At 55.3% G+C, this 14,175-nt stretch carries 12 protein-coding genes; 6 read left to right on the forward strand and 6 right to left on the reverse strand.

The window, feature by feature from the left end; translation table 11 throughout:
* Positions 1-54 precede the first annotated feature (54 nt).
* The 5 genes from CKV89_RS11640 to CKV89_RS02190 form a co-directional block, all read right to left on the reverse strand.
* On the reverse strand, positions 55-744 hold the full coding sequence (locus tag CKV89_RS11640) for a hypothetical protein (protein ID WP_154657635.1): 690 nt from the start codon (positions 742-744) through the stop codon (positions 55-57).
* Between the two features lie 102 nt (positions 745-846).
* Positions 847-2,487 carry a protein kinase family protein gene (locus tag CKV89_RS02175; RefSeq protein WP_028327204.1) on the reverse strand — a complete coding sequence of 547 codons (1,641 nt, stop codon included), beginning with the start codon at positions 2,485-2,487 and terminating at the stop codon, positions 847-849.
* A 127-nt stretch (positions 2,488-2,614) separates the two neighbouring features.
* Positions 2,615-4,240, reverse strand: coding sequence for a murein biosynthesis integral membrane protein MurJ (gene murJ / locus CKV89_RS02180; RefSeq protein WP_051277525.1), 1,626 nt, complete (start codon positions 4,238-4,240; stop codon positions 2,615-2,617).
* On the reverse strand, positions 4,237-6,333 hold the full coding sequence (locus CKV89_RS02185) for a DUF6049 family protein (protein WP_028327203.1): 2,097 nt from the start codon (positions 6,331-6,333) through the stop codon (positions 4,237-4,239). The genes murJ and CKV89_RS02185 overlap by 4 nt, the downstream gene beginning before the upstream one ends.
* Positions 6,330-6,812: an NUDIX hydrolase gene (locus CKV89_RS02190; RefSeq protein ID WP_028327202.1), complete on the reverse strand. Its 483-nt coding sequence runs from the start codon at positions 6,810-6,812 to the stop codon at positions 6,330-6,332. The genes CKV89_RS02185 and CKV89_RS02190 overlap by 4 nt, the downstream gene beginning before the upstream one ends.
* Before the next feature lie 219 nt (positions 6,813-7,031).
* Here CKV89_RS02190 and CKV89_RS02195 point away from each other — a divergent pair, with 219 nt between their 5' ends.
* Positions 7,032-8,492, forward strand: a complete 1,461-nt coding sequence (locus CKV89_RS02195; RefSeq protein ID WP_231935424.1) for a CCA tRNA nucleotidyltransferase — start codon at positions 7,032-7,034, stop codon at positions 8,490-8,492.
* Between the two features lie 22 nt (positions 8,493-8,514).
* Here the strand turns inward: CKV89_RS02195 and CKV89_RS02200 are convergent, their stop codons facing one another.
* Entirely contained in the window at positions 8,515-8,730 is a 216-nt protein-coding gene (locus tag CKV89_RS02200; RefSeq protein WP_028327200.1) for a biotin/lipoyl-binding carrier protein, read from the reverse strand.
* 209 nt (positions 8,731-8,939) lie between these two features.
* Between CKV89_RS02200 and CKV89_RS02205 the strand changes: the two genes are divergently transcribed.
* The 5 genes from CKV89_RS02205 to rpsR all read left to right on the forward strand — a co-directional run bounded on the left by CKV89_RS02205 (position 8,940) and on the right by rpsR (position 14,165).
* Positions 8,940-11,165 carry a transglycosylase domain-containing protein gene (locus CKV89_RS02205; protein ID WP_051277524.1) on the forward strand — a complete coding sequence of 742 codons (2,226 nt, stop codon included), beginning with the start codon at positions 8,940-8,942 and terminating at the stop codon, positions 11,163-11,165.
* Between the two features lie 80 nt (positions 11,166-11,245).
* A complete protein-coding gene (locus CKV89_RS11645) occupies positions 11,246-12,658 on the forward strand; it encodes a hypothetical protein (protein ID WP_154657634.1) in 1,413 nt (470 codons plus the stop codon).
* A 310-nt stretch (positions 12,659-12,968) separates the two neighbouring features.
* Positions 12,969-13,256: a 30S ribosomal protein S6 gene (gene rpsF / locus CKV89_RS02215; protein ID WP_028327198.1), complete on the forward strand. Its 288-nt coding sequence runs from the start codon at positions 12,969-12,971 to the stop codon at positions 13,254-13,256.
* Between the two features lie 23 nt (positions 13,257-13,279).
* Positions 13,280-13,855 carry a single-stranded DNA-binding protein gene (locus tag CKV89_RS02220; RefSeq protein WP_028327197.1) on the forward strand — a complete coding sequence of 192 codons (576 nt, stop codon included), beginning with the start codon at positions 13,280-13,282 and terminating at the stop codon, positions 13,853-13,855.
* Between the two features lie 73 nt (positions 13,856-13,928).
* Positions 13,929-14,165: a 30S ribosomal protein S18 gene (gene rpsR, locus CKV89_RS02225; protein ID WP_028327196.1), complete on the forward strand. Its 237-nt coding sequence runs from the start codon at positions 13,929-13,931 to the stop codon at positions 14,163-14,165.
* The last annotated feature ends 10 nt before the right edge of the window (positions 14,166-14,175 follow it).

Below are 14,175 nucleotides of genomic sequence, written 5' to 3' on the forward strand. Positions count from 1 at the left end.
ACTTACACTGCGTTGGAAAAGTTATGTATCCGCTCAACGATCGTGAGGGGAGACCTATTCCGAACGTCTGTTAGATGCGGCGTTCTTACCGTTGGAAAGAGGGTCTGCTGTTGTTTCCTCTTCCGAGAGGACAGGACTGCTGAAAACAGGGCATGCTGGATCGATCACGCGTAGGCGTCGTTGTCCTTGGGTATTTGTGGTGACAAAAGCAGCCGTGATGCCGTTGTATGGTGCGATTTCTACCTGCTCAACTTCATTAACGTCAATACGAAGATGTCTGAGGCAGTTAAGTATTTGTCTCGAAAGGATTTGAGTATCTTTTGTTGGGGTTGGCCGAGGAGTTTCGACAGGTGGAGAGTTATGAGGTGCAGATAGCGCAGCCACAGCTTTGGAAGGTTCCGGAATGGGTTCAGAGCGCTCGGTGAGCGGAATGCCTTCTTGTGCGAGCGTTGTGGTCATGCGGCTTTGAGTATCTAACTGAGTCATACCCGCAGTGACAAGCAGAGTTGTTCCGGTAGCTGCAAGTATTAGTGAAAAGCTCACCAGGAGAGGGACCGGTAATCTAGATCTGCCGTGCAAACGGTTAGGAATAGGTGGTGGTGGGATTTTTCGATTTTCTGCGGGTAGCTGTTCCTGTGAAACAGCTTTTTTTAGACGTTCGGTGAGGCCTGTGGGCGTTTGAGGCGTGTGCGCTGACGCCAGAAGTCGGCGGATTTCCTCGTCTTCGGGGTGGTTATGCCTCATTCCGTCCTCCTCCCGGTGGTGGCAAGTCTGGGGATTCTCCCCGATCGGTTTCAAATGAAGGACGTACAGGCTTTGTTCCGGGTTCCCCGAGAAGCGTGCGTGCTAGTAGACCGTGATTTCTGAGATGCTGCCGCGGTATCGGCCGTCTTCTCCTTGGGGCAACTTGGTGAGGAGCACAATCAGGTATTGGGCAGGTCCAGTGGTGCTAGCACGAATATCGCTTTCACCTTTTGGTGTATTTTCTACTTTCCCGATTTCCGTGGCTCCTTCGAGAGAGCTTGAGTTATTCGCTAATACGGTGATTGATTGACCTTGGCGGCCGTTAATTTTTATGCCTTTAATTGATGACTGATCTTGTAATTTAAGTACAAGTCCCACTCCGCGTTTGTTTCCACCAATAATGTCAGGGGAGTCATATCCTTCGGTATGCCACTCAGATGACGTATTTTGATCAGTTGCTCGATGTGTTTGATTTTCGTTCTCTGCCCCGTCGCCTTGGGGGTCAAAAGATCTTACATGTGAGATAGCGATAGGAGTTGGGTTATCGGTATGAGGAGCTGAAGGATTAGGAGTTGCAGATTTCGCTGGTGCAGGTGTCGTTGGTGTTGCACTAGTAGTGGATTCCGGAATCGTGTTAATGAGTACAGGTATAGCTGCGGCTGTGGCAAGGAGTATTCCTGCTAAAACTACTGCGACGATAGGGCGCGCATATTTTCCGTCCTTGTATGAAGGTGCAGCAAAACCTGGAGCGATGGCATTTTCGTTGTCGGTTCCAGCGCTGACCGCAAGTGCTTCGCGGATGTTTAGATACGAAGGGTCGGATCGTCGTTCTTCAAGGTCACGTCGTTCTGCAGCGATACGTTCGTTTTTTCGGTCTTTTAGGCGGGTAGTGATTGAGGCAGTGTTCTTGTTAGCTGGTGTTTCGTCTTGTGTGGTTTCGGTTGTTTTTTCCGTGTTTTTGGAATGAGAAGCTTTAGTGACGCGAACACTGGACCAAGGACGTAATTGCGCGGCGACTTCAGCAGGAGTTGCAGGGCCAGAATTGTGGTTGAGAGTGCTTCGGCAGACCGCATCGATTTCAGGGGGAACTGCGCTCACTAGTTCAGAGGGCACTGCGATTGCTGTTCCGACGCGGGGGGCTGTGTCAAGTCCTCGTATAGGAGTGGGAAGAGGCCACCGTGCAGTGATGGCTGCATACATGAGGGCAACGATGGCGCAAGCATCAGTGCGTTGTGCATCCTCGGTGTTGATGTTTTCGTTTCCGCCAGCGATAGCGTCAGCGACTGCAAGTCCCACAATTTTTACGAGTCCGCTGTCTGTGATGCGAATAGCGTGAGGGGTGAGGTGGAGATGGTGAACATTGCGGCGTGCGGCTGTGGTGAGTGCGGTAGCGATTTCACCGGCAATGCGACGTCCCTCTTCTGGTGGGAGAGGACCAGTTTCTAGAAGCTGGGCTAGGGTACGCGTGTCTGCGAGAGATTCTTCGACGACCCAGCTCATGCGGATATCGGAACCAACATCAAGTACGCGCACAAGTCGGTGATCGGCAATTGCGGCTGAATTGCGTGCTGCTTTGACGATTTCTTGGGCATGAGGATGCGAAGTTGGAAGGACAGTGACTTCGACTTCTCGTCCTAGGGTGTCATCGGTGGCGGCCCATACATCTATATCGTCGATTCGCGCTCGACGGTTGTTGAGCCGATACCGTCCTGCAACGACTTGTCCTGCTCCTACGCCCTGCACGGCACCTGCCTTGTCCTAGGTCGATTTCTTCACGGTGCCGCGTCCTGCGGCGGTGTCTTTTTCGACCGCGTTGTGGCGGTGGGCCGGAATGGGCGGTCGCGTCCCCTTGCTGGGCTTGTGGGACAGTCTAGGCCGGGCCGTGTGTTGGCTTGCGTTTTGGTAGGCGAGTCGTGATCAGCTGAGTGATTTGTTTTACTTCGTCGATGCGCATCCGGTGTGCCCCGATGAGGTATATCGGGATAAAGATCGCGGCGCCCAGGGTGACTTTCAAGGTGGATTCGAGGGCGCGGATGGGGATGATGTTTTCGATGGCTAAGAAGGCAGCGTAACTAGCGAGAGTTGCGGGTATACACGCAACTATGACGCGTACCCATGTGCGGGTAATGCGGTACATGCGGAGACGACCCATGCGCTGTTGGACCCACATGGTCGCGATGATTGCGCTAATGATGTTGGCAATTGCTTGGGCGCCAGCTGCTGCTACTCCACGCCATTCATCGGTGAGGACTAGAGCGGCGATAGTGAGTACCGTTCCGATGCTGGTGTTGAGAACTTGCATGCGAAAAGGAGTTCGGGCATCGCTGTGTGCGAGGAAAGCTCGTTGGCAAAGGTAGTAGACGCCGTAAGCGGGCAGGCCAAGCATCATGGCCATGGTGAGGTAGCCGATTGCGTCGGTGGCTTCTCGTGAGTTGCCGAGGAAAATCAGTCCGGTGAGTGCAGTTCCGATGGCAAGGGTGCCGAACGCGATGGGAATCGTTGTTACGCCGATGAGGTTGGCGCCTCGCCGGAGGTCACTTCGGATTGTGTCTCTGTCGTCGATGGCTACGGCTTTGGCCATAGAGGTGAAAAGCGCGGTGGCCAAGGAGACAGTGATGAGTCCGTGGGGAGTCATGAAGAGGAGAAACGCCTGGTCGTAGGCAATTTTTCCTGGATAGTACTGGGCGACTGAAGTGAGGACTCGTGTTTGGATGATGAGGCCGAGTTGGGCGACGGCTAAGGAGGCGAATGTCCATCCGGCGACGCGTCCGACTGCTCCGAGGCCGACTCCTCTGAAACCGAAGCGGGGGCGGTAGCGGAATCCACTTCGGTGGAGAGGCCATATGAGGACGATTGCTTGGAGCGCGACACCGAGTGTGAGAGAGCCGCCCAGAAGGGCGATCATGGCGGGGGTGAAGGTGGTGGGGTCACCGTTTCCGCGCCCGTAGGCGTTGATGAACCATCCCAGGGCAACGATCCAGACAATGTTGCAAAGTACTGGTGACCACATGAACCACCCGAATTTTTCCCGGGCGTTAAGAACTTGGCCGAGGATGGCGTAGAGGCCGTAAAAAAAGATGGCTGGCATACAGATGTAGCTGAATGCCACGGAGAGTCCGTAGGTGGGTTCGTCCCAGTTAGCGCTGGAGAGGAGGTTAACGAGGAAGGGGATGAGAGGTATGCAGATGGCGGTTACGCCGAGAAGTACGAGGATAGACAGAGTGATGAGTTTGTCGAGGTATTCCTGTCCACCGTCGGGGTTTTTTTGTGCTGCTGCGATTTGTGGGACGAGGACAGCATTGATAACGCCGCCAGCTAAGAGTGTGTAGATGGTGTTGGGCAGCATGTTGGCGACGGCCCAGGAGTCTCCGGCGAGGGTGAGCCCAAAGACTGCGAGGATCATGGATTGGCGAGCAAGTCCGAGTACGCGGGAGACGAGGCTTCCTGATGCCATAAGGGCGCTGGCGCGTGCGAGGCTGCCGTTGGAGCTGCTCATTCCAGGTCGACCCCTTTAATGTCGGCGTCGGTGACGCGTGTGCGGCCTCGGCGGATGGTTCGTGCGAGGCCGAAGGTAAATATGAGCGCAACGAGTATGGCGCCGATAGTGATAGTGATGCCGCCGCTGGGTTGTACTCGTACTTTGACGGTGGCGTCGGTGCCGAGCCTAGTTCCGGCTGCGGTTTGTAGGTGGGTGGAGATGGGGACGAGTCCTGCTGCTATTGCTTCGACGGGTACTTTGACGGTGGTGCGGCTTTTGGGAGAGATAGACAGGGGAGTTGGTTGGGTTATGTGGAGTCTGGGTGTTCGTTGGTCAGGTTCGAGGATGAGTCGTACGTCGTGAACAGCTACATCGAGATTGTTGACTATGGTGACTTGGAGTACGCCGGAGTCTGCAAGGAAGTTGACGGTACTTGGTAGGACGTTGACGCCGGTGGTGAGGGTGTGGATGCGGTCGGTGGTTGTGGTGAGCGCGGTGTCGTGTTGAGTGGGTTGTCCTCGCCAGCGGGCTGAGGCGAGGGCGTGTGTGGTGGTTGTGGTGGGGATGAGGGTGGATTTGTTGGTGGGGGTGAGGACGGTTTCGAGGCCGTTGAGGTGGCAGTTGGCGTCGAGAATGTCTTCGATGGTGTTTGGAGTGATGGGGCTGTTGTTGTTGGGGGTGTGGTTGGGGGGTTCTGTGGTTGGTGTTTCGGGCTCGTGGGTGCGCTGGAGGAAGTCGTTGGTGTTGGTGAGGGTGATCCAGGGTGTGTTGGATATGTCGGTTAGGAGGGTGTGGAGGGTGTTGGGGTTTGGGTTGAACCCTCGGGGGGCTGTGACGAGGACGTCGCGGGGTTTGCTTGGGTTTTGGGAGAGGAGGCTGAGGGTTTCGGCGAGGAATTGTTGGGTGATTTCGCCGGTGTGCGTGGGGTTGGTGGCGCGGTTGAGAAGGTTGTTGAGGCCGCTGTCTGATACGAGGAGGGGGTTTCCCTTGGGGGTGCGGCGGGAGGCTGGGCCTGTGCGGTCGGGGTCGGGGTCTATGTGTGTGTTGTCGGTGATGTAGGTGGTGGGGTTTTGTTTGTTGCGGGGGTGCAGCGCGTTGTTGATGGTGGTGCGTTGTTGGGTGGTGAGGGCGTTGTCGATAGGCCAGGCAAGTAGGGGTGCGGTGTCTGCTGCGCGTGCTTGTTCGGGGGGTGCGCCGGTTTCGGTGAGGAGTTTGCCGAGTTGTGGGTTGGTTTTTCCGATCGCTTTGAGGAGGTTGGGGTTGGCGTCGGTTGTGGTGAGCGGGTCGATGTCTGGGTCGGTTGGGGGTAGTTGCCAGATGGTGGAGGTTGGGGTGGTGATGTTTTTGGTGATGTTTTTGGTGAGTTGTGTTGGTACGTCGGGGGTTTCTGTGTTTTTTGTGGCTGGTGGGGTGGTGTTTGGGGCCAGGAGGGTGGGGTCGAGTGCGTAGGTGGTGGTGTGGTCTTTGGTGCCGCTGAGGATGTTGTCGATACGGCTTCCTGGGCCTGCGAATTCTGTCCAGGCTTTGTCGAGTTCTTCGCCTGTTGCGGTGACGAGGTGGGGGTCTGGGTCGGCGGTGAGTGGTATGAGGAAGCCGAGCTGGAGAGGTTGGTATTCCTTGCGGGTGTGGGTGGGAAGGAATGAGCGGGTGGTGGTGGTTGTGGTGGGGGTGGTGGCTTCGAGTATGAGGGGGCGTATGTCGTAGGCGTTGGTGGTGGTGATGTTGTTGCCGTCGATGGTGAGGGTGGTGGTTTGGGTTTTGCCAGGTGGGAGGGTGATGGGGGTTTTGCTTGTGGCTACGTGGGTGGTGTCGAGGGGTTTGTTGCTTGTTGTGTAGGTATTGATTTCGCTGCGTGTGGTGAGTTTGTGGTTGCCGAGGAGTGCGCGTATTTGGATGTTGGGTAGTGGTTTGTTTCCGCGGTTTGTCAGTGTTGCGCGGATAGTGACGGGTTCTCCGGGGGTGGCGATGGTAGGGGTGACTCGTGTGAGGGCGAGTTCGAGGGGGTTTTGGGTGGTGTTGCGTTCGTTGGATGTGGCCGCTGGCGTAGAAATGCCGGTGAGGATGGCGGCCAGGATGAGTGCGGTGAGTGCGCGGTGTGTGTGTTTGCTCATGGGGTTCCGGCGAGTCGTTCCCAGGCGAGTTGGGCGATTCGGCGTTCGTTGGGGAACGTGAGTTGTTCTTGTACGCGGTGGAGGGGGAACCATGCGACGGCGAATGCTTCGTGGTCTGGGTCGTTTTCGACGGTGAGTCCGCCTCCTGTGGCTTCGAGGAGGTAGTGGTGGACTACTTTGTGTACGCGGCGGTCATGGGTGGAGAACCAGTAGTCAATGGTGCCCAGGGTTGTGAGCACGCGTCCTTGGATTCCTGTTTCTTCAGCAACTTCGCGTTCCGCTGTTTGTTCTAGTGTTTCGTCACCTTCTTGGTGCCCTTTGGGAAGGCACCATTCGACGCGTCCTGCGCGGTTGCGGCGTGCGATGACGGCGATATGGGCTTGGCCTTGTTGGACGTCGACGACTATGCCTCCGGCGGAGCGTTCGAGCACTGCGGGGACGCGCCGCACGGGGCGGCTCGGTCGCGGTGCGGTGGTCATCTTTTGATTCTAACGAGGTATTTGGCAACCGCACTCATACGGGCTCTTTGGGGATGAGTTAGTGGCGTATTGGTTGTTGACCTGGTGTTTTGTGGTGGCGTGTGGCGCGGTGATTGTGTTTGTTTATGTATTGAGGCTGTTGAGCGGGGCTGGCATCTGGCTTTGTTGAGGGTGTGCTGAGGGGCGGGGGTGGTGTGGCTGCGGCTATCCTTGCGTGCCGTGTCGGTCCACCATATTGATCCTGCTTTGCGCGAGGCCATTTCTCGGCTGACGCCGCATTTGCCTGTTCTTCTCGACCTCGGTGGGAGGTTTGCGGCTGAGGGGTTCGAGTTAGCACTGGTTGGGGGGCCGGTGCGGGATGCTTTTTTGGGTCGTGATGCTCCTGATTTGGATTTGACGACTTCGGCGCGTCCTGATGATTCGGAGAGAATTCTTCGTGCGTGGGGTGATGGTACGTGGGATTTGGGGCGTGAGTTCGGCACCATTGCTGCGCGTTTGGGTGGTGTGACGGTTGAGGTGACGACGTATCGGGCTGATGCGTATGACCATGAATCGCGTAAGCCGGTGGTGTGTTTTGGTGACAGTTTGGTGGAGGATTTGGTTCGTCGTGATTTCACGGTGAACGCGATGGCTTTGCGGTTGCCTGGGCTGGAGTTTGTTGATCCGCATGGTGGGTTGGATGACTTATTGGCGAAGCGTTTACGGACGCCCTCAGCACCGGAGGTGTCTTTTGCGGATGATCCACTGCGGATGATGCGTGGGGCTCGATTTGTTGCGCAGTTGGGTTTTGAGCTGGATGAGGGTGTTCGTTCAGCGATGGTGGAGGCTGCTGATTCTTTAGAGATTGTCTCTGCTGAGAGAATTCGTGATGAGTTCTGCAAGTTGGTGTTGGCAGAGCATCCGGTTGCGGGCTTGCGGGTTTTAGTTGAGACAGGTTTGGCGGACCGCATGTTTCCGGAGTTTTCGGTTTTGCGGTCGACGGTGGATGAGCATCGGCGTCATAAGGATGTGTATGAGCACACGTTGATGGTGTTGCAGCAGGCGGTGGATTTGGAGCAGGAACCTGGGGAGAGGGCTGTGGTTCCTCGTCCGGATTTGGTTTTGCGGTTGGCAGCGATTTTTCACGATATTGGTAAGCCGCCAACGAGGAAATTTGAGGAGGGTGGGGGCGTTAGCTTCCATCATCATGAAATTGTCGGGGCGAAGATGACGCGTAAACGTATGCGTGCATTGAGGTTCGATAAGGAGACGATTAAGGCAGTTGCTCGGTTGGTGGAGTTGCATTTGCGGTTCCATGGATATGCCGACGGTGAGTGGACTGACTCTGCTGTGCGGCGCTATGTGACGGATGCGGGTTCTCTGTTGCAGAGGTTGCATCGGTTGACTCGGGCTGATTGCACTACGCGTAATCGTCGTAAGGCAGCGCGTTTGCGGCATGCTTATGACGCTCTTGAGTCTCGTATTGAAAAGTTGATGGCCGAGGAGGAGTTGAAGGCTGTTCGGCCGGAGCTGAATGGTAATGAGATTGCTGAGTTGTTGGGAATTGAGCCGGGGCCGTTGCTGGGCAGGGCGTATAAGCAGGCTTTGGAGATTCGGCTAGAGGAAGGGCTGATTGGTCGCGAAGCTGTGTCTGAGCGGCTTCGTTTGTGGTGGGCAGATCAGCCAGAGAGCCGTGATTGATTTGTGTGAAGTGTGGTGATTATTACTCAAGGGTGGCGATGATGTCGCCTTCTTGGATGACGTCTCCTGCTATGACCTTGACTGCGGTGATAGTTCCGTTGTGTTCTGCGATGACGGGGATCTCCATCTTCATGGATTCTAGGAGTGCGATTTCTTGTCCTGCAGTTACCTTGTCGCCTTCATGGATGTTGATGTGAAGGACGTGGGCAACGAGGTCAGAAGAGATTACGAATGTCATGTGATGGAGTCTTCCGTGAGAGGGAGTTACCGCCAAGTATGTGCTGGAGTGCTCCTTTGAGATTGTGGGTTTTCTTGTGTGACGCGTTGTTGGCTGAGTTGCTTTGGGAGGCAGAAGAATAAACGTGGGCGTGCGTTGTCGTGATTCGCCGGTCATACTGGGGCGGTTAAGGTAGTTGATCCCTACCTGGGGGTCCGGAGGGGAGTGACGTGAGATCTCGCGTCGTCGTCGGTAGAGGCGGCAAGGTCCGCAAGGGTCGTTTCCGTGCCCTTAAGGTGTTTTCTGCTCTTGTTCTGAGCCTGGTTGTTCTTGCAATTGCAGGAGTGGTTTTCGCCTTCGTGGCTATTAAGGTGCCTAATGCTAACGAAGTTGCTAAGCAGGAAACGTCGATCTTCTACTATTCGGATGGTAAGACTGAGATTGGTCGTACCAGTAGCGTGAACCGTGTCTCGGTTACGCAGGATCAGATGCCAAAGCTTCTGCAGAAAGCTGTCTTGGCTGCTGAGGATCGTAGTTTTTATGAAAACCCAGGTGTCTCTTTTATTGGCCTTGGTCGCGCAGTAGTGGCGATGGTTACAGGTGGGCCGACCCAGGGTGGATCCACTATTACCCAGCAGTACGTCAAGAACTACTTCTTGACGCACGATCAGACTTTTGCTCGTAAGGGCAAAGAGCTGGTTATTGCGTTAAAGCTTGAGCAGGAGATGTCTAAAGACCAGATCCTGACTGACTATCTAAACACTATTTATTTTGGTCGGCTTTCTTACGGTGTTCAGGCTGCATCGCAGGCGTACTTCAATAAAGATGTCAAGAATTTGTCGACTTCTGAAGCGATCTTCTTGGCTTCGATTATTCAGTCTCCGGGAAACTTTGACCCTTCAAATGGGGAGAAGACCGTTGAGCGCCTGAAGAGCCGTATGAAGTATGTGGTTGATGGAATGCTCGAAGAGGGGTGGATATCGGCTGAGGAGGCGCGGAATGTGTCTGTTCCTCAGACAGTTGCCCCTAAGCGCAAAGTTTCTTTGGGTGGCCCGGGTGGATATCTGGTTGCGTTGGCCCGTGATGAGTTGGTGAGCAAGGCTGGTATTGGAGAGGCTGAGCTGGAGCGTGGTGGCCTTCGTGTAGTGACCACTATCGATAAGAAGGCCCAGGACAATGCTATTCAATCGGTGGAGAACAATAAGCCAGGTGAGGCTCGCATTCGCACGGGCCTGGTGAGTATTAAGCCCGGTGACGGTGCAATTCAAGCTTTGTATGGCGGTTCAAACTTCTCGAAGAACCCATACTCTGCTGCGCATCAGGCACAGTTGCAGGCTGGATCTACATTCAAGGTCTTTGCTGTCGCTGCTGCTTTGGAGCAGGAAATCAGCACGCGGACGGTGCTTCATGGAGACAGTCCGCATACTTTTGGCTCAGAGATCACGGGCGCGGAGCCATGGGATGTTCGGAACTATGCAAATGTCAGTTATGGAAATGTTTCTGTCCGTCAGGCCTTGGCTCACTCTGTGAATACAGCGTTTGCTGAATTGAACTTTAAAGTTGGTCCGCAAAAGACAAAAGACATGATGGTAAAGCTCGGGATCCCCGAGAATTCTCCAGACTTGGTTGCTTCAGGTTCGAATGTCTTTGGAACAGCTTCTATCCGTGTTATTGACCTTGCGAACGCATACGCAACTATTGCCGCGAAAGGCATGAAAGCTGAGCCGTACATTGTAAAGTCGGTTAACGACAATGTTGGGGTCATGAAAGAGTATGTGGCTTCGCCTTCGCCGACTCGGGTGATCAGTGAAGCTGTGGCTGCAGACACGATCGAAGCTATGCGGCGTGTTTTGTCTGACGAAGGTACGGCTAAGAAAGCATCTGGCCTTTGGTTCCCGGCTGCTGGGAAAACAGGAACCACGGATAATTCGAAGGCAGTTTGGTTCGGTGGATTTACTCCACAGGCATCTACAGCTGTAGCCCTGTATATGCCTGATGAGAAGGGTATTCCGCAGCCGATGCATGGCATCGGCGGCAAGGCCGAGCTAACGGGTGGAACTTATCCAGTGAGTATCTGGATGGGCTATATGCGTCGCTTCATGGAAGGGAAGCATGTCATTGCTTTCCCTGAACGTGTAGGAATTGGTGACTCTCAGGTGCCGTCTTGGTCGGAGAGCACTCCGCCTGCCACTCCGACAGGGACAGCGACCACTGCTACGACTAAGCCGGGTGAAAGCCCGACAACGGACGACAGCAACGGGAAAGAGCCCAAGCCGACGGGTGTTCCTACAGGAACGCATTCTCCAGCACCGACACGTGGCGGTAGCAGTTCTGATCGAGGTCGAGGCAGAGAAAAACCAGGCCGTCCTGGCGGCCCTGGAGATTCTGATGGGGAACAAGCACCCAGTGAGCCGGATGGCTACATCAGAGGTGGCTTTTCCCATTCGGAGGAGTAGTGCTTTGGCTCCGGTCGAGATATCTCGACCGGAGCCAAAGCACTACTGGGAGCCTCTTTGTTAGCAAGTAGGGTTCTTCTATGAGCTCTCAGGGTGATGCGAGCGCCTCGGCGCCTGAGCAGTTGTCATCGGTGCAGGGTTCTCGTGATGAGAACTCGGTGTTAGGTGGTCCACTTGGTCGCTATGCCAGATTGCCTGTTGTTGAAGTAAAGAAGGGGCGCTGGTCTGGACGTTTAGTCCCGGCATGGCAGCCAGTAGCTGCGGTGTTGAGCTTTGTGGCTGCGGTGATGGTGGCTCTGGGGGTGTTACAGAAGGCGCATTGCTTTACTCATGGCTGGGCTGGGTCGTCGGTTTTTTGGCGTGCATGCTATTCGGATTTGCCGACGATGTTTGTGACTAGTGGTTTGTCTTCGGCGGCTTTTCCTTATGAAGGTGAGCTGTCGCTGTCAGAACCCTTGGGCACGGGGGTGCTGTTGTGGCTGCTGTCCTTTTTTGCGGTTTCTAGTGGCAGATCGGTGGATTTTGTTGCTGCTTGGTCTGTTGTGGCATCCATCTTGGCGATGGGGTTGGTGCTTGTCACTGTGCTGACAGCGCGGCGTGATCCATGGCGGGCATGGATGGTTGCGTTTAGTCCTTTGCTGATCACTGTGGTTCTTGTTGGGCCGGAGCTGGTCGGGGTGTTTTTGGTTTCGGTTGCTTTATTTCTTTGGAGTCGCGAGCGAGTTGTCCTCTCGGGGGCAGTGTTTGCTCTTGCAATTTGTTCGCGTAGTTATGCCTTGATTGTGTTGGCGGCGGTGGTGTTTTCTGCTTTGCGGGCGGGAGCTTATGCCGCTGCTCGACGCTTAAGTTTTGTGGCTGTCGTGGGTGCAGCGGCTGGTCTGGGTGTTTTCGCTGTGTGTGGTTTTAGGGTTTTCGGTCCCTATGAGTGGTGGTTTGGCGCTGAGGCAGAGTTTGGTTCACTGCAGTATCTCTTCACTCTTCTTCATGTGCCTTTGTCACCAGTGGTCGCGTCGGTGGTGGCGATTACAGGATGGGTATGCGCGCTTACGGTAGGGGCTTTCATGATGTTGTCGCTGCCGCGGCGTCCCATGATCGCTGAGGTTGCTGCGGTAATGCTGGTCGTGGCGGCGTTGTTTTCTAAGGCGCTTTCTCCTCAATGGGCTTTGCTGTTGTTGCCATTGGTTGCTTTGGCGCGTTTGCCCTGGAAGGTCTTTGCGGCGTGGTCTTTGTCTGAGTGCGTGTATTTCGTCATGGTGTGGATGCATTTGCCATTGCAAACTGAGCCGTCGCGGGCTTTGCCTGAGGGGTGGTATGCCTTGTTCTTGGTAGTTCGTGTGGCAGTTCTTCTTCTGGTTGGTTGGTCATGTTTCTCGCGGGCTATCTCACGTCGTTCAGTGCGTCAGACTCCTACGAATGATGTTTTGGTGAGGGAGCCAGATGATGTTGCTGGTGTAGCAGCGGGGCGTGCGGACAGGCTCGTGATTACTTTTTGAGACAATGAGGAGTAGGCAGTCCTCTTGTGGGTTTGTGTGTTTTTCACATGGGGGTGCCGGATTCGTCCGTGGCTGTCTAAGCCGGGTATTCTGGTGATGTTCACTCGTCTCCCTGCCCTTAGGGCCCGGCTGCTTACTCTTCGAATAGGTTGCGCGTGTCGGTAGTCGGAGGTGGCGGTCTCTTCAGTTTTTCTGGTGGGGCTCGGTGCTGATGCTTGTTGGTGCATCGGTACAGGTGAACAACGCACGCAACCCTCCTGTCACGGATCGACCGTGACCGAACAAGACCAAAGGAGGTGGGTTAACGAGCATGCGTAAGTACGAAATCATGATCATCGTGGACCCCGAGATCGACGAGCGTTCGATCACCGCTTCTCTGGAGCGTTACATCAACGTGATTAAGGCTGGTGGCACCGTCGATAACGTCGATGTGTGGGGCCGTCGTCGTCTTGCCTACGACATTAAGAAGCACTCTGAGGGTGTCTACGTCGTCATCGACTTCACGTCGGAGTCGGCTGTTGCGCAGGAGCTTGACCGTCAGCTCGGCTTGTCTGAGTCGATTCTGCGTACCAAGTTGCTACGTCGCGACGCAGCCTGAATCGATTCGAAAGGAACCCGTCCATGGCCGGCGAAACAGTAATTACGCTCATCGGCAACCTAACGGCCGACCCCGAGCTGCGTTTCACTCCGTCCGGGGCCGCGGTCGCCAGTTTTACCGTTGCATCTACTCCTCGCACGTTTGATCGCAACAACAATGAATGGCGTGATGGTGAAACGTTGTTCATGCGTTGTTCGGTGTGGCGTGACGCTGCTGAGAACGTTGCCGAATCCTTGGAGAAAGGGCATCGGGTGATTGTTACTGGTCGCCTGCAGTCTCGATCTTGGGATGACAAAGAAACCGGTGCGCGTCGCACTGCACTAGAGCTGCAGGTAGACGAGGTCGCTCCCTCTCTTCGTTACGCTACGGCTAAGGTCACGAAGACCAGCCGCGGTGGCGGTGGCGGTTTTAATAACGGTGGTGGTTTTCAAGGTGGTCACAATGGTGGTGGCGGATTTTCGCAGCCTAGCCGTGGCCCTGTAGACAACGACCCTTGGGCGACGGGTGGTCAGGGTTCTGGTGGGGGTCAGCAGGCTCCTTCCGGTGGTAACCGTGGTGGCTGGAGTAATGGTCCGGCGTACGACGAGCCACCGTTCTGATCGACACTCAATTATTCGTAGTATCCATCCCGGACTGCTATGTCCGGGCTCACCCAGAAGGGAGAGCACCACGATGGCTAAGCCCGTAGTGCGTAAGCCGAAGCGCAAGGCAAATCCGCTTAAGGCGGCGAAGGTCGAGAACATCGACTACAAGGACACAGCGCTTCTTCGTAAGTTCATCTCGGACCGCGGCAAGATCCGTGCTCGTCGCGTCACAGGTGTGAGCGTGCAGGAACAGCGCCTCATCGCGAAAGCAGTGAAGAATGCTCGCGAAATGGCTCTTCTGCCCTACACGAGCTCGGCTCGCTGAGCGAGAGTAA

Source organism: Dermatophilus congolensis (genome assembly GCF_900187045.1).
Taxonomy (GTDB): Bacteria; Actinomycetota; Actinomycetes; order Actinomycetales; family Dermatophilaceae; genus Dermatophilus; species Dermatophilus congolensis.

Excerpts from the sequence above, each read along its gene's own strand:
- CKV89_RS11645 (WP_154657634.1), top strand. The coding sequence starts at position 11,246 with ATGAGCTCTCAGGGTGATGCGAGCGCCTCGGCGCCTGAGCAGTTGTCA.
- CKV89_RS02185 (WP_028327203.1), bottom strand. The coding sequence starts at position 6,333 with ATGAGCAAACACACACACCGCGCACTCACCGCACTCATCCTGGCCGCC.
- CKV89_RS11640 (WP_154657635.1), bottom strand. The coding sequence starts at position 744 with ATGAGGCATAACCACCCCGAAGACGAGGAAATCCGCCGACTTCTGGCG.
- CKV89_RS02190 (WP_028327202.1), bottom strand. The coding sequence starts at position 6,812 with ATGACCACCGCACCGCGACCGAGCCGCCCCGTGCGGCGCGTCCCCGCA.
- CKV89_RS02220 (WP_028327197.1), top strand. The coding sequence starts at position 13,280 with ATGGCCGGCGAAACAGTAATTACGCTCATCGGCAACCTAACGGCCGAC.
- rpsR (WP_028327196.1), top strand. The coding sequence starts at position 13,929 with ATGGCTAAGCCCGTAGTGCGTAAGCCGAAGCGCAAGGCAAATCCGCTT.
- CKV89_RS02200 (WP_028327200.1), bottom strand. The coding sequence starts at position 8,730 with ATGACATTCGTAATCTCTTCTGACCTCGTTGCCCACGTCCTTCACATC.
- rpsF (WP_028327198.1), top strand. The coding sequence starts at position 12,969 with ATGCGTAAGTACGAAATCATGATCATCGTGGACCCCGAGATCGACGAG.
- murJ (WP_051277525.1), bottom strand. The coding sequence starts at position 4,240 with ATGAGCAGCTCCAACGGCAGCCTCGCACGCGCCAGCGCCCTTATGGCA.